This window comes from Gordonia sp. UBA7599 (assembly GCA_002477755.1).
Taxonomy (GTDB): domain Bacteria; phylum Actinomycetota; class Actinomycetes; order Mycobacteriales; family Mycobacteriaceae; genus Gordonia.
Map to the genome: position 1 here is coordinate 16,151 of DLKD01000114.1, position 22,901 is coordinate 39,051.

Below are 22,901 nucleotides of genomic sequence, written 5' to 3' on the forward strand. Positions count from 1 at the left end.
TACCCGCCAGCAGTTCCCCGCCGAATCAGTGCCGCACCCGGTCGACGAAGAACTGGTGCACGCGCAGGTCGCCGGTGACCTCCGGGTGGAACGACGTGGCTACGACCGCGCCCTGTGCCACGGCCACGATCCGCCCGTCGGCACGCCCATCGGGAGTCGCCCCCTCGGGCACGCGCGCCAGCACCGACACCTCGGGACCCACCTGTTCGACCCACGGCGCGCGGATGAACACACCGCGCAACGGTGCCGCCTCGGGAAGGTCGGTGATACCGGTGAATTCGAGGTCAGCCTCGAAGGAGTCGGTCTGGCGTCCGAACGCGTTGCGGCGCACGGTGATGTCGAGCGCATCGAGGTGACGGGCGTCGGGGCGGGTGTCGAGGATGCGCGATGCCAGCATGATCATCCCCGCACACGACCCGTAGGCCGGCAGCCCCTGCGCCAGCAGGTCGTGCAACGGGTCGAAGAGCTCGAACACGCCGAGCAGCTTGGAGATCGTCGTCGACTCGCCGCCGGGAAGGACGATCCCGTCGAGTCCGTCGAGCTCGGCCGGGCGGCGCACCGGCCGCGGATCCGCACCGACGGCGCGCAGGGCAGCAACGTGCTCGCGAACATCGCCTTGGACTGCGAGTACGCCGATGGTAGGTGCGGTCACTCTTCGAGCCGGTTCGGGAAGCCGTGCTTACTCGGATCGATGAGGGTTCGCGCCAGCCCCTCCTGGGTCACTGCCGCGACCAGGCGTCCCCGCTGGTCGAACAGGCGGCCCTGTGTGAGGGCGCGCCCGTGCCCGGCCGAGGGCGAGGTCTGGTCGTAGAGCAGCCATTCGTCGGCGCGGAACGGGCGCAAGAACCACATGGCGTGATCGAGCGACGCGGATTGCACGTGCTCGTCGCGGTGGATCGACGACGCCGACCCGAGCAGCGTCATGTCGCTCATGTAGGCCAGCACGCACACGTGGGCCACATCGTCGTCGGGCAGGCGGTGCCGGTAGCGGAACCACACCCGCTGTTGGGCGGCGAAGTAGTCCGACAGCGACATCTGGTCGCGCGGCACGATCCGGATGTCGAAGTTCTCCCACTCGGCGAAGAGTTTGCGGTCGAATTCCGTCGGCGCATCGCGCCGGTCGTGAAGTTCCTCGGGCCCGACGACCGGCGGCATCTTGTCCTGGTGCTCGATCCCCTTGTCGTCGCGGATGTGGAACGACGCCGACATGGTGAAGATGGCCTCGCCGTCCTGTACGCCGGTCACACGCCGTGTGACGAAGGAGCGGCCGTCGCGGATGCGGTCAACGAGGAAGACAGTCGGCAGGTCGGGGTTACCCGGCCGCAGGAAATAGCCGTGCAACGAGTGCACACCGAACTCGTCGGGCACCGTCCGCGTCGATGACACGAGTGCCTGGCTGGCCACCTGTCCGCCGAAAGTACGGCGCAGCACGCTCGGATACGACGGTCCGCGGTAGATGTCGGTCTCGATCCGCTCGACGTGCAGGATTTCATCGATGGTGGGCATGGCACCGATTATCACCGATTGCCGCCGCCCTGTTCGACCGGACCGGCGAATGCCCGACGTTTGTGCGCTGTGCCGATCGGCAGGCGGCGAGATCCGCCCACAACAGTTGCGGGTCAACAACAGCTGCGCTGTTCGACGCAAATTGCCGCAGCGTCGCCAGGATCAGGAGGTCGCGGCCGCGTCGTCGGCCGCGTCGTCGGTGGCGTCGTCGTCGGCATCGCCGAGCACGCGGACGACGATTGCGGTCACGTTGTCGTGCGCACCGACAAGCAACGCCCCCTCGACGAGCGCGTCGACGGCGTCCTGTGCGGTCTGCGCTTCGTCGAGGACCGCCTCGAGCTCCTCGTCGGGCAGCTCACCGGTCAGCCCGTCCGAACACAGCAGCAGCAAGTCGCCGGGCTCGGTGGCGAAGGAGAAGAAATCGGCGCGCGGCGGCAGCATCCCGGCGCCGAGCGCCCGGGTGATGACGTTGCGCCGCGGATCGACGCGGGCCTGTTCGGCGGTGAGCATCCCGGCGTCGAGGTACTCCTGGACCTGCGAATGGTCCACGGTCACCTGCTCGAACACGCCGTCGCGCACACAGTAGGTCCGCGAATCGCCGATGTTGGCCACCAGCCAATGGGGCGTCTCGTCGTGCTCGACGAGGATGGCGCCGGTGAGAGTCGTGCCGGCGCGCCGCTCGCTGGAGGTGTCGATTTCGCCGATCTCGTCCTGCGCGGCGACGAATAGTTGCTCCAGCTCGTCGCGGGTCTCGGTTTGACCACCCCCGGCCTCCACGCCCGACAGCACCGTCAGTGCGATCTCGCTGGCGATCTCACCACAATCGTGGCCGCCCATGCCGTCAGCGATCAGGAACACTCCCGCACGCGCGACCGCGCCGTCCTCGTTCGCCTCGCGCACGCGTCCGACGTTGCAGGCCACGGACCACTCCAGGTGCACGCCGCCGACGACGCCGCGGCCGGAGGCCACATCGTCGCGGATGATCCCCGGCCCCTCCACCAGCGGTGTCACCAACCGCGTTCGGCGAGGCGGTGCGGCGCCGGGATGTCGTCGACGTTGATCCCGACCATGGCTTCACCCAGGCCGCGCGAAACCTTGGCGAGCATGCCCGGATCGTCGTGGAAGGTGGTCGCCTTAACGATCGCGGCGGCCCGCTGGGCGGGATTGCCGGACTTGAAGATGCCCGAGCCGACGAACACGCCCTCGGCACCGAGCTGCATCATCATCGCGGCGTCCGCAGGTGTCGCGATCCCGCCGGCGGTGAACAGCGTGACCGGCAGCTTGCCGGCCCGGGCCACCTCGACGACGAGCTCGTAGGGTGCCTGCAGCTCCTTGGCGGCAACGTAAAGCTCATCCTCGGGAAGCGAGGTCAGCCGCCGGATCTGGTCGCGGATCTGGCGCATATGGGTCGTCGCGTTGGAGACGTCGCCGGTACCGGCCTCCCCCTTGGAACGGATCATCGCCGCACCCTCGGTGATGCGCCGCAGCGCCTCGCCCAGGTTGGTGGCACCACACACGAAGGGCACGGTGAACGCCCACTTGTCGACGTGGTTGGAGTAGTCGGCCGGGGTGAGCACCTCGGATTCGTCGATGTAGTCCACGCCGAGGCTCTGCAGGATCTGGGCCTCCACAAAGTGGCCGATCCGGGCTTTCGCCATCACCGGGATCGAAACGGCGCTGATGATGCCATCGATCATGTCCGGGTCGCTCATGCGCGACACACCGCCCTGAGCGCGGATGTCGGCGGGCACGCGCTCCAATGCCATGACGGCCACAGCGCCGGCATCCTCGGCGATCTTCGCCTGCTCCGGCGTGACGACGTCCATGATGACGCCACCCTTGAGCATTTCTGCCATGCCCCGCTTCACACGCGCAGTGCCGACGTTCTCACTCACTAAAACCCACTCCTGAGGTTGTTACCACGATTACCCCGACAGTCTAGGCCAGCAGCAGGTCACCGGACGGATCGGGGCGGTGGCGACTCAGGCGCTGACCCGCTCGATGATCTCGAAGTAGTCCGGCAGCGGGGCGCGCCCGCCCAGTCGCAGCCAGCGCACCGACCGGCGCTCCGCCAACGCACGGGTGTCGCGCACCGCGTCGTTGTAGAAACGTCGCGCCATGATGACGCGCGTCTGCGCGTCGGCCATCTCCGCGATCAACTCCGTCGGCGGCGGAATGATGCCCTTGGTCGCCGCGGAAACCCGGCTCAAGACGAGAGACATCTCGTTCTCGGCGGCTTCACGCTGCGCAAAGGGTTCCGACTCGGCGCGATCGGCGTCGACCGCCAATTGCACCCCCAGTGCGTCCAGGTCCTCCTCCTCGCGCGCCCGCAACGCCGCGGCGATGGCGCGCGCGACGACGGCGCGCCGGTCCAGCGTCGCCACCAGTGCCTGCCGCGCAAGGTCTGTACGCACATGCAGGCGGTCCAGGCGGTTCGCCACGCGGTAGGCCCACAGCGCGATTGCCACCAGCAGCACCGAGCCGACGACGATCGCCACGATGGCGATTGCTCCCACAGTCCACTCCTCGCTTGTTCGTCAGTCCGCCAGCGCGACCGGGTCGTGGGCCAGCGACACCGTCTCGTAGACCCGCATGATCTGATCGGCGACGCGCGACCAGTCGTAACGCCATGCCCACTCCGCTCCGACCCGGATCTGTTCTTCGCGTGCGGCATCGTCGGTGAGGAGTTCGATCACCCCGGTGGCGAGGTCCTCGGCGGACCCCACGTCGACGAGGCGTCCGGCCCGCCCGTTGTCGAGGACGCGGCGGAACGCGTTGAGGTCGCTGGCGAGCACCGCGGCCCCCGCGGCCATTGCCTCCACGAGCACGATCCCGAAGCTCTCCCCACCGAGATTCGGCGCACAGTACACATCGGCCGACCGCAGCGCCCGGGCCTTCGTCTCGTCGTCGACGAGGCCGAGGAACACCAGCCGGTCGGCCAAGTCGCCCGCCCGGCGCCGCAGCGCCGATTCATTGCCGCCGCCGACGACGAGCACGGTGATGTCGGGGAACTCCTCGACGATCCGCGGCAGGGCCCGCATGAGGATGTCGATGCCCTTGCGGGGTTCGCCGTAGCGACCGAGGAACACGATGGTGCGACCGGGTCGCGGGTAGCCGGGCAACGGCTCTGCGTCGGCGAAGAACGGCACATTGATGCCGTTGGGGATCTCCACCGCGTCGGAACCGAGCGACTCCATCTGCCATCGGCGGGCCAGCTCGGAGACGGCGATCTTGCCCTTGATCCGCTCGTGGTACGGACGCAGGACGCCCTGGAAGATGCTCAGTATCAGCGACTTCGTCGTCGATGTGTGGAACGTGGTGACGATCGGACCATCGGCGACCATCAGGGACAGCATGGAGATCGACGGGGCGTTGGGCTCGTGCACGTGCAAGACGTCGAACTCCCCGTCGACGATCCACTGTCGCAACCCCCGGTATGCATGGGGCGAGAAGGTCACCCGCGACACCGACCCGTTGTACGGGATCGCCAGCGCCGGACCGGCGGAGACGACGTAGTCCGGCAGTTCCACGTCCTTACCCGCGGGCGCGAGCACGCTGACGTCGTGACCGCGCTCGATGAACACCTGGGCAAGCTCCACGACATGCGCCTGGACGCCGCCGGGGACGTCGAAGCTGTACGGGCAGACCATCCCGATTCTCACTGGTCGGCCTCCAGCCGGGCACGGCGCTGCGCACTCCAGTCCGCCTCCCACAGCGGTTGCAGCATGTGCCAGTCGGCGGGGTGTGCGGCGATGTTCTGCTCGAACACCGAGGCCAGTGCCTGGGTCGCGGCGTCCACGCCACCGCTCACGTCGATCGGTTCGCCGCAGGAGGCGGTCGAATAAGGCTCCTCGTCGAACCAGTGGTGGACCGGGATGAGTGCGGCACCCGTCTCGATCGCAAGCTTCGCCGGGCCGGCCGGCATTCGGGTCGGCTCGCCGAAGAACGTGACGGGCACGCCGTGCCGGGCCAAATCCCGCTCGCCGAGCAGGCAGACGATCCCACCTGCGCGCAGCCGCTTGGCCAGTTCGCCGAACGGAGGCTGCTCCCCGCCCGACAGCGGGAAGATCTCGAACCCCAGGGATTCGCGGTAGTCGACGAACCGACGGAAGAGGGACTCGGGCTTGAGCCGTTCGGCGACGGTGGCGAAGGTCCCGTAGTTCTGGACCAGCCACAAGCCCGCCATGTCCCAGTTGCCCGAGTGCGGCAGCGCCAGGACCACGCCCTTGCCCCGTGCGTGCGCCTCGGCCAGCCGCTGCCGGTCCGGGGCCGGCAGGTCCATCGTCGCCGCGGTTGGTCCCGGATCCATCGAGGGCAGCCGGAATGCCTCACACCAATAGCGCATATACGACGTCATCGCGTCGACGATGAGGTCGTCGGGCACGTCTTGGGGCGTGGTGCCGATGACCCGGGCCAGATTGCGCCGCAGCTGCTCGGGTCCGCCGCCCCGGCGCCCCATCACCGTTCCGATGCGGTCGAACAGCCCCCTCGCAACGCCATCGGGTGCGTAGCGCAGCGCTGCCCAACCGGCGCCGTAGCCCGCATCGGCGAGGCGCTCGGTGACGCGGGTGCGCAGGTCGGCCACCGCGATCAGTCCTCGTCGGTGCCGGCAGCCGACTGATCGCCACTGTCTGCGGCGGTGGCCACCAGCGGGTCGCGGGCACCCGGCGAGTTGTGGATGTTCCACATCCGCTGGCCGACGGTGATCACGCTCAGCACGGCAAGCGCCCACATCGCGATGTGGATCGCCCACGTCAGGTGCAGCCCCGGGAAGTCGGTGAGCCCGGCACCGGTCAAACCGATGATGAGGCGTTCGGGGCGCTCGATCCACCCACCGTCGCCGTTGAGTCCGGCGGCCTCCGCACGCGACTTGGCGTAGGAGATGACCTGGCTGGTGACCAGGCAGATGAGGGTCGCGACGAGGAGCAGGCGGTGCGGGGATACGACCGCCGCCCACCACGCGAGGGCGCCGAAGATCGCGCCGTCGGCGATCCGGTCGCAGGTCGAGTCGAGCACCGCGCCAAAGCGGGTACCCCACCCGCGGGCGCGCGCCATGGCGCCGTCGACCATGTCGAGCATCACGAATGCCCAGCACACCAGAGCGCCCGCGAACAGGTAGCCGTTGCCGAAGAGGACGATCGCCGCGACGACGGTGATCACCGTCCCCATCACCGTCATCATGTCCGGGGTCAGCCCGATCCGCAGCAGTGCCCGTCCGATCGGATCGGTCACCTTGGACACCGCCTGCCGACCGCCCTTGAAGCTGATCACGCCTGGCCCTCCGTTCCCCGCGCCTCGTCCATCTCGCGCCACGCATCAGCCAGCAGTTGACGCGTCTCCCGCAACAGTTGCGGCAGCACCTTGGTGTCGCCGACCACCGTGATGAAGTTCGCGTCCCCGGTCCACCGCGGCACGACGTGCTGGTGGAGGTGATCGGCCAGCGAGCCACCGGCCGCGGCGCCGAGGTTGAGGCCGACGTTGAAGGCGTCCGGCGAGGACACCGACTTGATCACCTGGATCATCCGCTGGGTGAAGGCCATCAGCTCGGCCGACTCGGCGGGCGTCAGTGCCTCGAGCTCGGCGACGCGACGGTACGGCACGATCATGGTGTGGCCCGGGTTGTACGGGTACAGGTTGAGGACGGCGTACACCGTTTCGCCGCGGGCGACGATGAGCCCGTCCTCGTCGGACATCATCGGGATGTCGATGAAAGGGTGCCCGGTCGCGCCGACCGGCCGCTCCGCGGCGGTGACATAGGACATACGGTGCGGCGTCCAGAGCCGCTGCAGGCCGTCGCCGGGAGTCATCGCCGTTTCCTCGCAGCGTCGAGCACGACGCTCATCGACTCGGCGGTCGGCGAGTCGTTGCGCCGCGACTCTTCCCATTCGTCGATGGCCACCACGGCATCGTCGACCGGCACACCGTTGAGCTGGGTGCCGTCGCGGAAGCGGAAGCTGACTGCGCCCGCCTCGACGTCGCGCTCGCCGGCCAACAACATGAACGGCACCTTGGCGGTGGTGTGGTTGCGGATCTTCTTCTGCATGCGATCGTCGGAGTAGTCCACCTCGGCGCGCACCCGACGGTTGCGCAGGCGGTCGACCACCGTCTGCAGGTGCGGCGCGAATGTCTCGGCGACGGGGATGCCGACGACCTGGACGGGCGCCAACCACACCGGGAAGGCGCCGGCGTAGTGCTCGGTGAGGACGCCGAAGAACCGTTCGATTGACCCGAACAGCGCGCGGTGGATCATCACCGGACGCTTCTTGGTGCCGTCCGAGGCGGTGTATTCGAGTTCGAAGAGCTCCGGCTCGAAGAAGTCCAACTGCAGCGTCGACATCTGCCAGGTGCGGCCCAGCGCGTCCTTGACCTGCACGGAGATCTTGGGCCCGTAGAAGGCGGCGCCGCCGGGATCGGGCACGAGCTCGAGACCGGAGGCCTCCGCCACCTGCCGCAGGGTCTCGGTGGCCTCCTCCCAGACCTCGTCGGAGCCGACGTACTTCGCCGGGTTCTTCGTGGAGAGCTCGAGGTAGAAGTCGTCGAGTCCGTAGTCCTTGAGCAGTTGCAGCACGAACTGCAGGGTGCTCGTCAGCTCGGCGTTGACCTGCTCTTGTGTGCAGTAGATGTGCGCGTCGTCCTGGGTGAACCCGCGAGCCCGGGTGAGGCCGTGAACCACACCGGACTTCTCGTACCGGTACACCGACCCGAACTCGAACAGCCGCAGCGGCAACTCGCGATACGACCGCCCGCGGGAGCGGTAGATGAGGTTGTGCATCGGGCAGTTCATCGGCTTGACGTAATAGTCCTGGCCGGGCTTGCGGACCGTGCCGTCCTCGTTGTACTCGGCATCGAGGTGCATCGGCGGGAACATGCCGTCGGCGTACCACTCGAGGTGCTTGGACACCTCGAAGAGGTGGCCCTTGGTCACGTGCGGGGTGTTGACGAACTCGTACCCGGCCGCGGCATGTTGCTCGCGCGAGTAGTCCTCCATCTCCTTGCGGATGATCCCGCCCTTGGGGTGGAAGACCGGCAGGCCCGAGCCGAGCTCGTCGGGAAAGCTGAACAGGTCCAGTTCGGCGCCGAGCCGACGGTGGTCGCGCTTCTCCGCCTCGGCCATGCGGTCGAGGTAGGCGTCCATCGCCTCCACCGACTCCCACGCCGTGCCGTACACGCGCTGCAGATCGGCCAGCGACTGGTCGCCGCGCCAGTACGCCGCCGACGTCCGGGTGAGCTTGAACGCCGGGATGTACTTGGTGGTCGGCACGTGCGGGCCGCGGCACAGATCGCCCCAGATCCGTTCCCCGGTGCGGGGATTCAGGTTGTCGTAGGCGGTGAGCTCGGCGCCGCCGACCTCCATGACCTCGTCGTCGTCGGCTGCGCCCTTGTCGTCGATCAACTCGAGCTTGAACGGCTCGCCGGCCAGTTCGGCGCGCGCCTCGTCAGTCGAGGCGTACACGCGCCGGGAGAACCGCTGCCCCGACTTGATGATCTTGCGCATCGAGCGCTCGAGCGTGTCGAGATCGTCCGGGGTGAACGGCTCGGCGACGTCGAAGTCGTAGTAGAAGCCGTCGGTGATCGGCGGACCGATCCCGAGCTTCGCGTCGGGAAAGTGGTCCTGCACGGCCTGGGCGAGCACGTGTGCGGCGGAATGGCGGATCACACTGCGCCCGTCCTCGGTGTCCGCGGCGACGGGCTCGACGTCGACGTCGGCGTCAGGTGCCCACGACAGGTCGCGCAGATTGCCGTCGGGATCACGCACGACGACGATCGCCTCCGGGCCTTTGTTGGGAGCCTCGAGGTCGCGCAACGCGGCGCCGGCCGTCGTCCCCGCGGGCACCCGGACGGTGGCGGGCACGGCGGACTGGGGTTGCGACGACACGGACGGACTCCTTGGGCGTTGGGTGGATTCAGGCGGGAAGACAGTTCGCCCTAGATCGTATCCGTGGTGCGTCGAGGTGAGGTGTGGTGGTCCCAGCTGGGTTCGAACCAGCGACCCCTCGCGTGTGAAGCGAGTGCTCTTCCACTGAGCTATGGGACCTCCGACGCTGTGAACCGGGAGCCCATGAGCGGGCACCCGGTGCCCAGTGCCGTGGTGCGCGATACAGGGATTGAACCTGTGACCTCTTCCGTGTCAGGGAAGCGCTCTCCCGCTGAGCTAATCGCGCGGGTATGGAGTTGGTGAAACGCCTTGTGGAGGTGGCGACGGGAATCGAACCCGTGTGCACGGCTTTGCAGGCCGTTGCCTCACCACTCGGCCACACCACCAATGCGAGGATCTCGCCTCGAGCGGATGACGGGATTCGAACCCGCGACCCTCACCTTGGCAAGGTGATGCGCTACCAGCTGCGCTACATCCGCATTCGCGCCCCGCCACTCCGGTCTCCCGTCGTCAGCGCGGTGCGAGTGGAAACATTATCCGAGGATCGCGGCATTGCCAAATTCGCCGGTCAGAGCTGCAGGGACCGAATCACAACGATCGGATTCCCGCCTGTCGGCCTGTCGCGGGACGTGGCAAGCTCAACAGATGCCCATCGTCGAGACCGTGACCGATCCCACTCTCGCCGCGGACGTCGCGGCCATTGCCGCGGCCACCTTCCCCCTCGCCTGTCCCCCGCACTCGCGTCCGCAAGATATCGAGGCATTCATCGCGGCGAACCTGACGGCGACCCAATTCGAGGCCTACATCGCCCATTCCGACTCCGAGGTCTTCGTGGTGCGCAGCGCCCCCGACGGTCCGATCATCGGCTACAGCCTCGTCCACCACCGCCCGCCGGCCGACCCCGGTGTCGCCGCCGTCGTCGCAGAGCCGTCGTCGGAGATCTCCAAGGTCTACGTCGCACCCGATCATCACGCACACCGGACCGGTGTGGCAGCGTCCGCGTCCCGCGCGCTGATGGCCGCGGCGATCGATTCCGCCCGGGCGCACGGCAGCACCGTGGCCTGGTTGGGGTGCAACGAGGAGAACGCCCGCGCTCTGCGCTTCTACGAGAAGTCCGGTTTCATCCGTGCCGGTACCAAGACCTTCGACCTCAACGGCGCGATCGAGCACGACTACGTACTGGTCCGGCCGGTGGACGGCTGACGCTGAGGACAGCGCAGCGACTGGGACCCGGCGCTATGCCGCGTCGGCCTCGGCGAAGCGCGACAGTGCCAGCAGGCGCGACGTGGCACGCAGGTACTTCTTGCGGTAACCGCCGGCCAGCATCTCCTCGGTGAAGATCTCATCGAGCTTGCAACCGGACGTAGTGAGCGGGATCCCGGCGTCGTAGAGCCGGTCGGCAAGGACCACCAGGCGCAGCGCGACCGACTGGTCTGTGGCCGGTGAGACGTCGGAAACGCAGACGAGGGACACGCCGTCGACCAGCGCCTTGTATTTCGACGGATGCAAGGTACTCAAGTGCTCGCAGAGGGCGGTGAAGTCGTCGAGGCTCGCACCGGGCGTCGTCTCCGCCAACCCGCCGAGCTCGGCGTCGGTGCGCGGATCGGGCGCGGGCGGGAGGTCACGGTGACGGTAGTCGGGGCCGTCGACGCGGACCGGCTCGAAGATCGCCGACAGTTTGCGGATCTCGCGCAGGAAGTCCTGGGCGGCGAAGCGGCCCTCGCCGAGCTGACCGGGCAGCGTGTTGGAGGTCGTGGCGATCGACACGCCCTTCCCGCTGAGCTCGGTCAATAGGCGGGAGACGAGCATGGTGTCGCCGGGGTCGTCGAGCTCGAACTCGTCGATGCAGATGACGGTGTGCTCGGAGAGTCGCTCGACGGTGTTGATGAAGCCCAATGCGCCCACGAGCTGGGTCAGCTCGACGAACGTCGCAAAGGCCTTGGGCCCCGGCATCGCGTGGTAGATCGACGCCAACAGGTGGGTCTTGCCGACACCGAACCCACCGTCGAGGTAGAGCCCGATCCCCTGCTTCGGGGCGTGTCTGCGGCCGAAGAAGCCGTGCTTGCCGCCGCGGACCTGACGGGCCCGGTCGGCGAAGGAACGGGCCGCCGCCAGCGCGGCCGTCTGGCTCGGCTCGCTGGGGCTGGGGATGTACGTGTCGAAGCTCACGTCGTCGAACGTCGACGGCGGGACCATCTCGGCGATGAGGGTCTCCGGCGCGACGGTCGGGTTCCGATCACACAAATGCAGCGTCATGACCCTCGAAGGGTAACCGCCCGGGACACAATGGCGTGATGTGGTTAACGGACAAAGCGAGCGAGGTCACATCCGAACGGCTCACCAGCCTGTACGCCTATCCGCCGGGCGGCGCGTATGTGCGGGCCAACATGGTTGCCTCGATCGACGGTGCGGCCGGTCTCGAGGGCCGTTCGGGCGGGCTCGGCGGACCCGGGGACCGGAAGATCTTCAGCCTCCTGCGCGCCTGCGCCGACGTCGTGGTCGTCGGGGCCAGCACCGCAGTCACCGAGGGCTACCACCAGCCCGACGGACCAGCCCTGGCCCTCGTCTCGCGCTCACTGTCGATCCCCGACGACTATGGGCCGCTGTCGCACCCGCAGACTGTCGTCCTCACATGCGCCTCCGCACCGGAGCAGCGTCGTGCGGACCTCGGCCGCGTCGGCGCGACCCTGCTCGACTGCGGCACCGACACCGTCGATCCGGCGGCGGCCATCGCCGCGTGCGTCGAGCGTGGCTGGACGCGCATCCTCCTCGAGGGCGGACCGCGCCTGTTGGGCTCCTTCGTCGCCGCGGACGCGCTCGACGAGTTGTGCCTGACCACCAGCCCGGTCATCGTCGGCGGTAGCGCACCACGCCCGGTCGTCGTCGATGCCGAGAAGGTACATCCCATGACACGCGCCCACCTGCTCTCCGACGATGACGGCTATCTGTACGCCCGATGGATCCGCGGGACCGACCAGGCACCGGGCGACGCGTAACAGCCCGTGCCGACGACACCCGACTAGTCTCGGTCCCATGCACTTGCACGGCGCGCGCGCGGGCACCGCTGCCCGGTTCCTGCTCCTCCCTCTGGCGACCCTGCTGGTCGCCGGATGTGCCGTCGGCCCCAACACCGGGCCCGCCGTGGTGCGCGAGGGCGGTTCGCCCGGGATACCGACCACGTCCGCGAAGAAGGCCGGGTTCCCCGTCCTGTCCGGGGTCCGCGCCGATCTCCCGTGGCAGGCGTGCCCACCGGCGATGGTCGCCCAGTACGGCATTCGCCCGGGCGCACAGGTACGTGTCGAGTGCGCGACGATGGTCAACCGCGCCGACCCGAACGTCGGCGGCGGCGAGGCGGTGACCGTCCCACTCGTGCGGGTGCGCCTGGCTGCCACCCCGACCGATGCGGTACCGGTCGTGGCCGTCACCGGTACCGACCTGCCCGCCGGGCAACTCGCGCTGGCACTGGCCGACGGGCCGGGCGGACAGGCCCTGCTGGCCAAACACCCCGTCGTGGCGGTCGAGCAGCGCGGCGTCGTGGACATCGACTGCATGACCCGCGCCGACCGCACCGCGATCGCCGACAACGGCATGTCCGGGCCCGGCACCTCCGCCCGCGCCCGGGTGAACCGACTGGCCGCCGCCGCGCGCAGCGCCTCCGACTCCTGCACCGACACCCTCGACGAGAACGTGCTGGCATTCACCTATGCCCTCGCGGCAACCGACGTCGAGGCGTTGCGCCGCAAGTGGGACGTCGACCGGATCGCATTGCTGGGCATCGGCACCGGGGCCCAGGTGGCACTGTCGTATGCCGCGCAGTACTCCGACCGGGTCGGGCGGCTCATGCTCGACACGCCGACGCCGTTCACCGGCTCGGCCAAGGACCGCGCGACGATCCGTGTGCGCGGTGTGGAAGACGCGTTGGCCGTCTTCACCCGGCGCTGCGCCACCAACCCGGCGTGTCGCGGGCCGGTGGATGATCCGGGCTACGTCCTGCGGTCGGTGCTGGGCAAGGCCCGCGCCGGATCCTTGACCGGGCTCTCCGACGCCGGTGTCGTCGACGCGGTGACGACCACCGTGGGGCTGGCCACCAGCCCAGACGAACTCGCTGCCCTCGTCGGCGCGCTGGCCGCCGCCGATCGCGGCAACACCGACGATCTCGCGTCGATCGTGCGGCGCACCGCGGCGTTGCAGACGCCCGACGGCATCCTCGTCAGCCGCTGCAACAACGTCACCGGTACGGTCGGGCTCAACGAGATTGAGACGCTGACGGGCGATTGGACGAAGCAGTACCCGATGGTCGGGCAGACAATGGCGATCGGCCTGGCCCGCTGCACCGGCTGGGGCACCACCTCGCCCGCGGCCGCCCCCGCCGGATTCATCGTGCCGCCCCTGGTCTTCGGGGCCAGTGCCGATCCGGTCAACGGTAGTGACCCGACCGTCCTGAACCGCCTGTTCACCGATGCGCGCACCCAGCCCGCGACGGTCACGTGGGACGGCGTCGGGTACTCGGTGGTGGCGCACAGCGACTGCGCCGCTGGCATCCTCGCCGACTTCATCGCCGCGCGAGCCGCGGGCACGACTCGCACCCACGCCTGCCCGGCCGGTTAGGGCGCCGACCTGTAGTACGGTTCGGTCGTGACGATTTCAGACCGTTACCTGTTCCCGGCCGTGCCGACCGAGAAGATCATCCGCTCCATCATGTGGCCCGTCAGCGTCATGATGATCTTCCACAAGAGCGTGGTCCTCGGTATCAACGGCCACGACACCACCGACGACTTCAAACCCGTCTACGAGGCCGCACTACGGTTCCTCAACGGTCAGTCGGTCTACGGCGAGAGCTACCTGACGGTCGAGCCGCACTACCTGTATCCACCGTCGGGAACGCTGTTGATGGCGCCGATCGCCTACATCGACCCGGAGCGCTCGCGGTGGATTTTCATCGCCCTGTCGGTGATCGCGCTGGTCGCATCGGCGTACGTCCTCACGCGGCTGTTCGGCTACCGGGCTTCGTCCTGGGTCTTCCCGACGGTGCTGTTCTTCTTCTTCCTCACCGAATCGGTCGCGAACACCCTGATCTTCACGAACTTCAACTCGTTCGTCCTGCTGGGCCTCGTCCTGTTCCTATGGTGCCTGCGCCTGGAGCGACCGTGGATCGCGGGCATCGCCATCGGATTGACGATCGCGGTCAAACCAGTACTGCTGCCCGTGCTCCTGCTGGCACTGTTCAAGTCGCGGATGTGGCGCGCGCTGATCCCCGCCATCGGCATCCCGGCGGTGCTCAACGCGGTGGGCTGGAAGATGATCGTCGATACCGACAACTTCATGGACCACACGTTCCCGTACCTGCGGGAGACGCGTGACTACTACAACAGCTCCATTCCGGGCATGGGCTCGTACTACGGTCTGCCCCCCTGGTTGAACATCGCACTTCGGGTGATGTTCGTGGCGATGGCGGCGTTCGGCCTGTGGTTCCTGTGGCGGTACTACCGCAACACCGACGAGGTGCTGTGGCTGTGCGCATCGTCGGGCATCCTCCTCGGGACGTCGTTCCTGGTCGGCCCCCTCGGCCAGGGCTACTACTCAATGCTGCTGTTCCCACTGGTCATGACCGTCCTCCGGCCGGGTTCACCGATGCGGAACTGGCCGGCGTGGCTCGGCGTGTACGGCTGTATGACCTTCGACTCCTACTACACAATCCGACTCAAGGTATGGGAGCACCTGGCGCGCAATTGGGAGGACTTCGGCAAGCACATGGAGCGGCTGACCGTCACTTTCGGCTGGTCGCTGCTGTTGATCGCGGTGTTCTTCTCGCTGCTGTGGCGCTACCTGGACGTGCGCGAGGCGGAGCGCGAGCCTTCGTCGGCCCCCGGCCCCGACGCCCCCGTCGCGGCTACGCTGGACGCGTGAGCACCGACCCCACCGATTACACCGCCCTGACCGACGAGGAGTGGGCCGCCCGGCTCACCCCCACGGAGTTCCGGGTGCTGCGCCGCGCCGGCACCGAACCCGCGTTCTCCGGCGAATACACCGACACGAAGACGACCGGCGTATACCGCTGCCGCGCGTGCGGCGAAGAGTTGTTCCGCAGCGACGCCAAGTTCGAATCGCACTGCGGCTGGCCGTCGTTCTTCACACCGCTGGCCGGCGACAAAATCATCGAGCGCTCCGACACCTCGGCCGGCATGCTCCGCACCGAAGTCCTGTGCGCCAACTGCCACAGCCACTTGGGTCACGTCTTCGCCGGCGAGGGCTACGGCACACCGACCGATCTGCGCTACTGCATCAACTCGGTCTGCCTGTCGCTCGAACCCGCAGAATAGCCGCTAGATAGCGGACGGTCCGACCTGGCCGGTTACGGTAGGGCGCGCACCAACTCCGCCGGGTCGGTGCGGGGCCCGGTGAAGAACGGGATCTCCACGCGCACGTGACGTCGCGCCTCGGTGGCACGCAGGTCCCGCATGAGGTCGACGATCCGGTGCAGTTCTGGCGCCTCGAACGCCAAGACCCACTCGTAGTCGCCGAGCGCGAACGCCGGCACCGTATTGGCCCGGACGTCGGCGTAGCCGCGCGCGGCCTTGCCGTGATCGGCGAGCATCGTGCGCCGATCCTCGTCGGGCAGCAGGTACCAGTCCAATGACCGCACGAACGGGTAGACGCACACATAGGCGCCGGGGTCCTCGCCCGCCAGGAACGCCGGAATGTGGCTCTTATTGAACTCAGCCGGCCGATGCAGCGCGGCGGCGCTCCAGAACGGGTCGCACGCGCCTCCCAGCGCCGTCTCTCGGCGGAACCGCTTGTAGGCGGCCTGCAACTCCTCGATGGTCTCCGCATGCCACCAGATCATGAAGTCGGAGTCACCCCGCATGCCCGAGACGTCGTAGACGCCGCGCACGACCAACCCGTCACGCGTGATGTCGTCGAGGAACGCCACGAATTCGGCGGCCGCACCGTCACGGTCGGTGGGCAGATCCGCCGGCCGCACGGTGAACACCGAGAACATCAGGTAGCGGATCGTGTTGTTCAGTTCGTCATAGTCCAAGCGCGCCATGACTTCACGCTACAACGCCGCGAGATGGCCCTCGACGGTGGCAGCAGCAGCGCGCGCGGACGCGATACACGCCGGCACCCCCACGCCGCGATAGGCCGAGCCGGCCACGGCCAACCCGGGAGGTAGACCGGCGAATACGGTGGCGATCCGGGACTCGTGACCGGGCGCGTAGCACGGCAGGCCCTGTGGCCACCTCGCGACGACGGAGTCGACGACCGTGACGGATACGCCCGTGCCGCACACCTGACCCATCGCGACTGCCGCGGCCGCGCGCAACTCCTCGTCGGTCGCGACGACCGGCTCGTCCAGGCGTCCGAAGGACACGCGCAGCCGAATGGGACTCGCGTCACCGTCGTAGTGCGGCCACTTGCGCGAGCTGAGTGTGAGCGCCTTCGCCGGATTCGCACATGCCTGCCGCGCCAATTCCCCGCCGGTGGCCGCGAGCACACCGGAGTACTCGGGCATCGGCGTCGCCGGGTCGACCGCCAGGGCCACCACCGCCGACGACGACGTCGCGATCCCCGCCAGTGCTTCCGCACTGTCGGGGGCTGCCACCCCCAGCAGCCGTGCCGCAACCGGCGCCGGGACGGCGACGACGACGGCGTCGAATGGCTCCCCGTCGACCTCCCACCCGCGTCCGGCCGGATCCAGCCGCGACACCTCTGCGCTCAAGTGGAGCCGGGCACCGGCCGACTCGACGAGCGCGTCGATGAGCTGGCGGTAGCCCCCGCGCAACGCGCCGAAGACCGGCGTGGTGGGCGCGCCGGGGGCCGGGAGCAGTGCCGCGATCGCCGCGGTGAGGCTGGGTGCGCCCTCATCGAGGAGGGCCGCCAGCGCGGGCGTGGCGGCCCGGACACCGGTGTCGGCCGCCAGTGCCGCGTACACGCCGCCGATCATCGGATCAACGCTGCGGGCCACGACCGAGGGGCCGAATCGGTCGGCGACCAGCTCGCCCAGCGAGCAGTCCCCACCGGGCGTCCACACCAGCGGGCGCGTCGGTTCGACCGTCATCCTGGTGATATCGGCGTCGTCGGCCAGACCATGCACCGCCTGCGGTAATGCCGGAATCCCCATCCAGGCCGGGGCCGGCAGCGGGTGGAGGCGGTCACCTGCCCACACCGCCGGCCGGGCCCCCGTGGGCACCACCAGGTCGGCGGACAGGCCTAGTTCGGCGACGAGATCGCGCGCCTCGGGCCGACGCAGCACGAACGCCTCGGCGCCGACGTCGGTACGGCGGTCGGCCACCGTCGCGTCATGGAGGAGCCCCCCGGCTCGATCCGCCGAATCGAACACCTCGATACCCGCGCCGGGGCCCAGCCCCCGGCGCAGCGCATGGGCTGCGACCAGGCCGGAGACTCCGGCTCCGATGATCCCAACCCGGGTCACGCCGAGTGCACCAGGTCGACCACGCGTGTCAGGGTGTCGGGATTCGTGTCAGGAAGGACGCCGTGGCCGAGGTTGAAGATGTGTCCGCGCGCTCCGGCGACGACGGCCCGATCCGCGTCGGCGACGACCCGCGCCACATGCTCGGCGATCACCGCGTCGCCGGCGAACAGGACCGTCGGGTCCAGGTTGCCCTGCAGCGCCGGACCCGGTCCGATCCGGCGTTGCGCCTCGTCGAGCGGCACGCGCCAGTCGACGCCCACCACGTCGGCACCCACCCGTGCCATCGGCGCCAACAGCTCACCCGTTCCGACGCCGAAGTGGATTCGCGGCACGTCGAAATCGCTGATCTCGGCGAACACTCGAGAACTGTGCGGGGCGACAAAGGTTTCGTAGTCGCGCCGCGACAGCATCCCGGCCCACGAGTCGAACAGCTGGACCGCCTGGGCACCGGCATCGAGCTGGACGCGCAGGAATGTCACCGTGATGTCGACGAGGCGCCCCATCAGGTCGTGCCACAGCGGCGGATCGCCGTACATCATCGCCTTGGTGTTCGCATAGTGACGACTCGGACCGCCCTCGATCAGATAGGACGCCAGCGTGAACGGTGCACCGGCAAAACCGATCAGAGCGGTCGGCGTCGGATCGAGCTCGGCGCGCAGCAGGGACACCGCGCGGCCGATGGCGCCAACCGCCTCGGGCACCAGCCGGCCAACAGCCGCGACGTCGGTGGCACTGCGCACCGGATTGACGATCACCGGCCCGGTACCCGCCACGATGTCCAGGTCAATCCCGGCCGCCTTCAGCGGCACGACGATATCGGAGAACAGGATCGCTCCGTCGGTGTCGTGCCGGCGTACCGGCTGCATCGTGATCTCGCAGACCATGGCCGGGTCGAAGCAGGACTCGAGCATGCCCCGGTCGGCGCGCAACGCTCGGTACTCGGGCAGGGAACGCCCGGCCTGGCGCATGAACCACACCGGTCGACGCGTCGGGGTCTGCCCGGCGGCAGCGGCAAGGAGAGGTTTCATGCTCACGCGACCACTGTGCCACAAGGCGCCGGGCACAATCTCCCTCGCTGCGCTCGACCGGCGCGCCTCCCACGGGGGCGGACCGCCGCGACCTACGTTGGAGCGGTGATCCGATCAGGTACCCCCGACGGTGGTGCCGCGACGAGCCGAGCGGGTGAACCCGCCGATTTCACGCTCGCCGTGGAGTCATTGCAGACGGCGAAGGTGCGGGCCGACATCGAGGTGTCTCCCATCCGCCCGCCGCAACGGCTTGCGCCCTACAGCTACGCCGTGGGTGCAGAAGTCCAGGCCCCCGAGCTGTTGGACGGCTCTGGCCGATCCCTCGACGACGTCCCCGCCGACGCTTCCGGTTCGGCGTTCGGCCGCCTCATCCTGCTCTACGACCCCGAGGGTCACGAGGCCTGGAGTGGCACGATCCGCCTGGTGGCCTATATCCAAGTCGACATGGAAGCCGACTTGGCCACCGACCCGATGCTGCCCGAAGTCGCGTGGAGCTGGCTGACCGATGCGCTGGGCGTGCCCGAGGGACAGAATTCCACTCCCCCCAACGCCGACCCGTCCGCACCTGTGCTCACCGCTTTGGGCGGCACCGTCACCTCGACGACTTCGGTCCGCTACGGCGACATCGCCGGCCCGCCCCGTGCCCACCAACTCGAGTTGCGCGCCTCCTGGACCGCACTCGACCCCGCCCTGGCACCACATCTGGAAGCCTTCTGCGACGTACTGGCCGCCGCCGCCGGCCTCCCGCCGACCGGGGTCACCCGGCTCAAGTCCACCGACTGAGGCGGCGCATCGCCCCCATGTGCCCAGCTTCCGATCCCACCGAACCCCCGCCGGACGGGACTGCGCCCGACGCCGATTCGTCTGGGGTCGACGCGCAGCCCGCTCCTGAACCTCTGCTCGCCCCCGCCGACGGGGTACCCGCCGTGCTGGTGGAACCCGATGGGTTCGCCGAAGCGGCGGCCCGGCTGCGATCAGGCACCGGCCCCATCGCCCTGGACACAGAGCGGGCGTCGGGTTTCCGGTACTCGCAACGCGCCTATCTGATCCAGATCAGGCGGGCTGGCGCGGGCACTTTCCTCATCGATCCGATCGCTCACCCCGACGGGTTGTCGGAGGTCATCGCGGCGCTGAACGGCCCCGAATGGGTGCTGCACGCCGCAGACCAGGACCTCCCCTGCTTACGCGAACTCGGATTCAGCTGCGCCACCCTCTTCGACACCGAGCTGGCCGGCCGTCTCTTGGGAATGACGCGGGTGAACCTGGCGGCGATGACCGCGCAATTCCTGGGACGCGAGCTGCTCAAGGGCCACGGCGCCGCCGACTGGTCAAAACGGCCGCTGCCCCACGACTGGCTCAATTACGCCGCGCTCGACGTCGAACTACTCGTCGAGTTGCGCGACGCCATGGACGCAGAGCTCCGCGAACACGGCAAGGACGACTGGGCGGCACAAGAGTTCGCCTATGTGCTGGCGCGGCCCCCCGCACCGCCTCGTCCGGACCGGTGGCGGCGCCTCTCTCACATCCACAGCCTGCGGACACCGGCTGAACTCGCCGCCGCGCGCGAACTGTGGCATGCCCGCGAGGACCTCGCACAGGCCCGCGACGTCGCGCCCGGGCGCGTCCTACCCGACGCCGCGATCATCGATGCGGCGCGCGCCAACCCCACCACCGTCGACGAGTTGACCAAACTCAAGATCTTCGGCGGGCCGCGCCAGCGCCGCCACGCGCGGCGCTGGTTGGCCGCACTGCACCGGGCCCAGGCGCTGCCCACCGGCGAGCTCCCCCCGCGCACCGCACCGACCACCGGACTGCCGCCGATCAACCGATGGGACCAACGCAATCCCGAGGCCGCCGCACGAGCGGCGGCCGTGCGCCCCGCGATCGCGCAGATCGCCGAATCGGTGTCCGTCCCGGCGGAGAACCTGCTGTCCCCGGAGGTGGTGCGTCAACTCTGCTGGCAAGGGGTGGCCGCTACGCCCGACGCCGTCGACGACGCACTGCAGTCCGGCGCGGCGCGGCGATGGCAACGCGACCTGACCCGCGACGCCATCGCGCAAGCGCTGCGCGAGATCTGAAGCCAGGTTCAGCCGGCGTCGTCAGCGGTAGCGCGTTCAACCGACGAATCCGAGGAGTCGTCGATCCGCTGCGACACCGTCTCGGTGATGGTGCGCGACAACTCCTGGGCCGACAGTCCCAGGTCGGCGAGGATCTCGCCGCGGGTCGCTGCGGCGATGAACTCCTTGGGAATCCCCCGCTGCATCACCGGGGTGCCGATCCCGGCAGCGGCCAACGCGTCGATGAGTTCGGCCCCGACGCCGCCATCGACCAGCCCGTCCTCGAGCGTGACGACGAGTCGGTGGTCGGCGGCCATGGCCACGATCGACTCCGGCACCGGCAGCACCCAGCGCGGATCGACGACGGTCACCTCGATGCCGTGCTTTTCGAGCACACTGGCCGTGTCACAGGCCAGAGCCGCGAAGGCCCCGATCCCGACCACCAGGACATCGCCGACGGGACGCGCCGAACCGGAGTTGGTCCGGCCCAGGATGTCGACACCGTCGGTGGTCCGCTCGACTGCCCGGATGTCCTCGGGCACCGCACCCTTGGCGAACCGGATGGCCGTCGGGCCGTCGTCGGTGCCCAGCGCCTCGTCGAGCTCCTCGCGCAGCCGTACCGCGTCGCGCGGTGCGGCCACCCGCAGCCCGGGAACCATCGCCATCAGCGACAGGTCCCACATCCCGTGATGGCTCGGTCCGTCGGGGCCGGTGATCCCCGAGCGGTCCAGGACGAGGGTCACCGGCTGGCGCAGCAGCGCCACATCCATCAGTAGCTGGTCGAACGCACGATTGAGGAACGTCGAATAGATGGCGACGACGGGGTGCATACCGCCCAGCGCCAGCCCGGCGGCGGACGTCAACGCATGCTGTTCGGCGATGCCGACATCGTAGAGCCGGTCTGGGAAGCGCTCCCCGAATGCGGCCAGCCCGGTCGGTGCGGCCATGGCGGCCGTGATGGCCACGACGTCGGTGCGCCGGGTCCCGGCCTCGACGAGGGCCGCGGAGAACACCGACGTCCAATCGGGCGCGGTCACCGATGCGGGTCGCCCGGTGGCCGGGTCGATCACGCCGATACCGTGCATCTGGTCTTCCTCGTGGTCCTCGGCGGGGCCGTACCCGTTGCCCTTGCGGGTTACCGCGTGCACGATTACCGGTCCGCCGAACGCCTTGGCATGGCGCAGTGCGGCCTCCAACGCGGCGGTGTCGTGGCCGTCGACGGGCCCGACGTACTTGAGTCCAAGATCGGCGAACAGCGCCTGCGGTGCCAGCAGGTCCTTGATGCCGCTCTTCATGCCGTGCATCACGGCATAGGCGGGTTCGCCGACGACGGGCATCTGCTTGATGAGCTTGCGACCCTCCTCGAGGATCCGCTCGTAACCGGGCTGCAGCCGCAACCCCGCCAGGTGTTGGGCGAGCCCGCCGATCGTCGGGGCGTAGGAGCGGCCGTTGTCGTTGATCACGATGACCACTGGCCGACGTGCGGCGGCGATGTTGTTGAGCGCCTCCCAGCACATCCCACCGGTCAGGGCGCCGTCACCGACCACCGCGACGACGGTGCGGTGCTCGCCGCGCAGCTCGAATGCCTTCGACAGCCCGTCGGCGTAGGACAGGGCGGCCGAGGCGTGCGACGACTCGACCCAGTCATGTGGGCTCTCTGCCCGCTCCTGGTACCCGGTGAGGCCGTCGCGCTGCCGCAGTTCGTCGAAGCCGTCGGCGCGTCCGGTGATGATCTTGTGGACATAGCACTGGTGGCCGGTGTCGAAGATCACTGGATCCGAGGGCGAGTCGAAGACGCGGTGGATGGCCAGCGTCAGTTCGACGACACCGAGATTCGGACCGAGATGCCCACCTGTCGCGGACACCTTGGCGACGAGGAATTGGCGGATCTCGTCGGCCAGCTGGTCCATCTCGTCCCTGGTCAGGCCAGTGAGGTCCTCCGGGGAGTGGATCGAATCCAACAGACTCATCGACGAGTCCTCCTGTCCAACTCGAGATCG

At 68.8% G+C, this 22,901-nt stretch carries 22 protein-coding genes and 4 tRNA genes; 7 read left to right on the forward strand and 19 right to left on the reverse strand.

All coding sequences use genetic code 11. The annotated features are described in order from the left end of the window. Nucleotides 1-25: 25 nt before the first annotated feature. The 14 genes from pdxT to B4L26_RS12795 all read right to left on the reverse strand — a co-directional run bounded on the left by pdxT (nt 26) and on the right by B4L26_RS12795 (nt 9,861). Nucleotides 26-652: a pyridoxal 5'-phosphate synthase glutaminase subunit PdxT gene (gene pdxT, locus B4L26_RS12730; RefSeq protein WP_290719233.1), complete on the reverse strand. Its 627-nt coding sequence runs from the start codon at nt 650-652 to the stop codon at nt 26-28. Beyond that, complete coding sequence (locus B4L26_RS12735; protein WP_290719234.1) at nt 649-1,506, reverse strand: acyl-CoA thioesterase; 858 nt, start codon at nt 1,504-1,506, stop codon at nt 649-651. Before B4L26_RS12735 ends, pdxT begins: the two co-directional genes overlap by 4 nt. A 162-nt stretch (nt 1,507-1,668) precedes the next feature. After that, on the reverse strand, nt 1,669-2,517 hold the full coding sequence (locus tag B4L26_RS12740) for a PP2C family protein-serine/threonine phosphatase (RefSeq protein ID WP_409563450.1): 849 nt from the start codon (nt 2,515-2,517) through the stop codon (nt 1,669-1,671). Beyond that, nucleotides 2,514-3,401 (reverse strand): pyridoxal 5'-phosphate synthase lyase subunit PdxS, encoded by an 888-nt coding sequence (pdxS, locus tag B4L26_RS12745; protein WP_290719235.1) that lies wholly within the window; start codon nt 3,399-3,401, stop codon nt 2,514-2,516. The genes B4L26_RS12740 and pdxS overlap by 4 nt, the downstream gene beginning before the upstream one ends. Nucleotides 3,402-3,488: 87 nt before the next feature. Then, nucleotides 3,489-4,022: an NUDIX hydrolase gene (locus tag B4L26_RS12750; RefSeq protein WP_290719236.1), complete on the reverse strand. Its 534-nt coding sequence runs from the start codon at nt 4,020-4,022 to the stop codon at nt 3,489-3,491. Nucleotides 4,023-4,043: 21 nt separating this feature from the next. Then, nucleotides 4,044-5,168 (reverse strand): glycosyltransferase family 4 protein, encoded by a 1,125-nt coding sequence (locus B4L26_RS12755; protein ID WP_290719237.1) that lies wholly within the window; start codon nt 5,166-5,168, stop codon nt 4,044-4,046. After that, nucleotides 5,165-6,091, reverse strand: coding sequence for a phosphatidylinositol mannoside acyltransferase (locus tag B4L26_RS12760; RefSeq protein WP_409563451.1), 927 nt, complete (start codon nt 6,089-6,091; stop codon nt 5,165-5,167). Before B4L26_RS12760 ends, B4L26_RS12755 begins: the two co-directional genes overlap by 4 nt. Nucleotides 6,092-6,096: 5 nt before the next feature. Continuing rightward, nucleotides 6,097-6,777 (reverse strand): phosphatidylinositol phosphate synthase, encoded by a 681-nt coding sequence (gene pgsA / locus B4L26_RS12765; protein ID WP_290719238.1) that lies wholly within the window; start codon nt 6,775-6,777, stop codon nt 6,097-6,099. Further along, on the reverse strand, nt 6,774-7,313 hold the full coding sequence (locus B4L26_RS12770; protein ID WP_290719239.1) for an HIT family protein: 540 nt from the start codon (nt 7,311-7,313) through the stop codon (nt 6,774-6,776). The genes pgsA and B4L26_RS12770 overlap by 4 nt, the downstream gene beginning before the upstream one ends. Next, nucleotides 7,310-9,382: a threonine--tRNA ligase gene (thrS, locus tag B4L26_RS12775; RefSeq protein WP_290719240.1), complete on the reverse strand. Its 2,073-nt coding sequence runs from the start codon at nt 9,380-9,382 to the stop codon at nt 7,310-7,312. The genes B4L26_RS12770 and thrS overlap by 4 nt, the downstream gene beginning before the upstream one ends. Before the next feature lie 84 nt (nt 9,383-9,466). After that, a tRNA-Val gene (locus tag B4L26_RS12780) sits at nt 9,467-9,541 on the reverse strand. 52 nt (nt 9,542-9,593) lie between these two features. Then, nucleotides 9,594-9,668: transfer RNA gene (locus tag B4L26_RS12785), tRNA-Val, on the reverse strand. A gap of 26 nt (nt 9,669-9,694) precedes the next feature. Next, nucleotides 9,695-9,768: transfer RNA gene (locus tag B4L26_RS12790), tRNA-Cys, on the reverse strand. 20 nt (nt 9,769-9,788) lie between these two features. Continuing rightward, nucleotides 9,789-9,861: transfer RNA gene (locus tag B4L26_RS12795), tRNA-Gly, on the reverse strand. Nucleotides 9,862-10,027: 166 nt separating this feature from the next. Here B4L26_RS12795 and B4L26_RS12800 point away from each other — a divergent pair. Continuing rightward, nucleotides 10,028-10,585, forward strand: coding sequence for a GNAT family N-acetyltransferase (locus B4L26_RS12800; protein ID WP_290719241.1), 558 nt, complete (start codon nt 10,028-10,030; stop codon nt 10,583-10,585). Between the two features lie 33 nt (nt 10,586-10,618). Here the strand turns inward: B4L26_RS12800 and zapE are convergent, their stop codons facing one another. Continuing rightward, nucleotides 10,619-11,638 (reverse strand): cell division protein ZapE, encoded by a 1,020-nt coding sequence (gene zapE, locus B4L26_RS12805; RefSeq protein ID WP_290719242.1) that lies wholly within the window; start codon nt 11,636-11,638, stop codon nt 10,619-10,621. 38 nt (nt 11,639-11,676) lie between these two features. Here zapE and B4L26_RS12810 point away from each other — a divergent pair, with 38 nt between their 5' ends. Genes B4L26_RS12810 through msrB form a run of 4 tightly spaced genes read left to right on the forward strand, consistent with a single transcriptional unit; the run spans nt 11,677 to nt 15,702 of the window. Further along, nucleotides 11,677-12,378 (forward strand): dihydrofolate reductase family protein, encoded by a 702-nt coding sequence (locus tag B4L26_RS12810; RefSeq protein WP_290719244.1) that lies wholly within the window; start codon nt 11,677-11,679, stop codon nt 12,376-12,378. A 37-nt stretch (nt 12,379-12,415) separates the two neighbouring features. Next, nucleotides 12,416-13,990, forward strand: a complete 1,575-nt coding sequence (locus B4L26_RS12815) for an alpha/beta hydrolase (protein WP_290719245.1) — start codon at nt 12,416-12,418, stop codon at nt 13,988-13,990. A gap of 27 nt (nt 13,991-14,017) precedes the next feature. Then, nucleotides 14,018-15,289, forward strand: coding sequence for a glycosyltransferase family 87 protein (locus B4L26_RS12820; RefSeq protein ID WP_290719246.1), 1,272 nt, complete (start codon nt 14,018-14,020; stop codon nt 15,287-15,289). Further along, a complete protein-coding gene (msrB, locus tag B4L26_RS12825; RefSeq protein WP_290719247.1) occupies nt 15,286-15,702 on the forward strand; it encodes a peptide-methionine (R)-S-oxide reductase MsrB in 417 nt (138 codons plus the stop codon). The genes B4L26_RS12820 and msrB overlap by 4 nt, the downstream gene beginning before the upstream one ends. Nucleotides 15,703-15,734: 32 nt before the next feature. Here msrB and hemQ read toward each other — a convergent pair whose 3' ends face one another. The 3 genes from hemQ to hemE are packed head-to-tail and all read right to left on the reverse strand — an operon-like array spanning nt 15,735 to nt 18,844. Beyond that, on the reverse strand, nt 15,735-16,430 hold the full coding sequence (hemQ, locus tag B4L26_RS12830) for a hydrogen peroxide-dependent heme synthase (protein WP_290719248.1): 696 nt from the start codon (nt 16,428-16,430) through the stop codon (nt 15,735-15,737). A 9-nt stretch (nt 16,431-16,439) separates the two neighbouring features. Further along, complete coding sequence (locus B4L26_RS12835; RefSeq protein WP_290719249.1) at nt 16,440-17,816, reverse strand: FAD-dependent oxidoreductase; 1,377 nt, start codon at nt 17,814-17,816, stop codon at nt 16,440-16,442. Next, the gene (hemE, locus tag B4L26_RS12840; protein WP_290719272.1) at nt 17,813-18,844 is read right to left on the reverse strand and encodes a uroporphyrinogen decarboxylase; all 1,032 of its coding nucleotides are present in this window, start codon (nt 18,842-18,844) and stop codon (nt 17,813-17,815) included. Before hemE ends, B4L26_RS12835 begins: the two co-directional genes overlap by 4 nt. 105 nt (nt 18,845-18,949) lie before the next feature. Here hemE and B4L26_RS12845 point away from each other — a divergent pair, with 105 nt between their 5' ends. Together B4L26_RS12845 and B4L26_RS12850 are read left to right on the forward strand one after the other, a co-directional pair. After that, nucleotides 18,950-19,627 (forward strand): DUF3000 domain-containing protein, encoded by a 678-nt coding sequence (locus tag B4L26_RS12845; RefSeq protein WP_290719250.1) that lies wholly within the window; start codon nt 18,950-18,952, stop codon nt 19,625-19,627. Between the two features lie 17 nt (nt 19,628-19,644). Next, nucleotides 19,645-20,922: an HRDC domain-containing protein gene (locus tag B4L26_RS12850; protein ID WP_290719251.1), complete on the forward strand. Its 1,278-nt coding sequence runs from the start codon at nt 19,645-19,647 to the stop codon at nt 20,920-20,922. Nucleotides 20,923-20,930: 8 nt separating this feature from the next. Here the strand turns inward: B4L26_RS12850 and dxs are convergent, their stop codons facing one another. Beyond that, a complete protein-coding gene (gene dxs / locus B4L26_RS12855) occupies nt 20,931-22,871 on the reverse strand; it encodes a 1-deoxy-D-xylulose-5-phosphate synthase (RefSeq protein WP_290719253.1) in 1,941 nt (646 codons plus the stop codon). Between the last annotated feature and the right edge of the window lie 30 nt (nt 22,872-22,901).

Coding starts and splice junctions, on each gene's coding strand:
- B4L26_RS12770 (WP_290719239.1), bottom strand. CDS start 7,313: ATGACTCCCGGCGACGGCCTGCAGCGGCTCTGGACGCCGCACCGTATG.
- hemQ (WP_290719248.1), bottom strand. CDS start 16,430: ATGGCGCGCTTGGACTATGACGAACTGAACAACACGATCCGCTACCTG.
- B4L26_RS12850 (WP_290719251.1), top strand. CDS start 19,645: ATGTGCCCAGCTTCCGATCCCACCGAACCCCCGCCGGACGGGACTGCG.
- B4L26_RS12815 (WP_290719245.1), top strand. CDS start 12,416: ATGCACTTGCACGGCGCGCGCGCGGGCACCGCTGCCCGGTTCCTGCTC.
- dxs (WP_290719253.1), bottom strand. CDS start 22,871: ATGAGTCTGTTGGATTCGATCCACTCCCCGGAGGACCTCACTGGCCTG.
- zapE (WP_290719242.1), bottom strand. CDS start 11,638: ATGACGCTGCATTTGTGTGATCGGAACCCGACCGTCGCGCCGGAGACC.
- B4L26_RS12810 (WP_290719244.1), top strand. CDS start 11,677: ATGTGGTTAACGGACAAAGCGAGCGAGGTCACATCCGAACGGCTCACC.
- hemE (WP_290719272.1), bottom strand. CDS start 18,844: ATGAAACCTCTCCTTGCCGCTGCCGCCGGGCAGACCCCGACGCGTCGA.
- B4L26_RS12735 (WP_290719234.1), bottom strand. CDS start 1,506: ATGCCCACCATCGATGAAATCCTGCACGTCGAGCGGATCGAGACCGAC.
- B4L26_RS12800 (WP_290719241.1), top strand. CDS start 10,028: ATGCCCATCGTCGAGACCGTGACCGATCCCACTCTCGCCGCGGACGTC.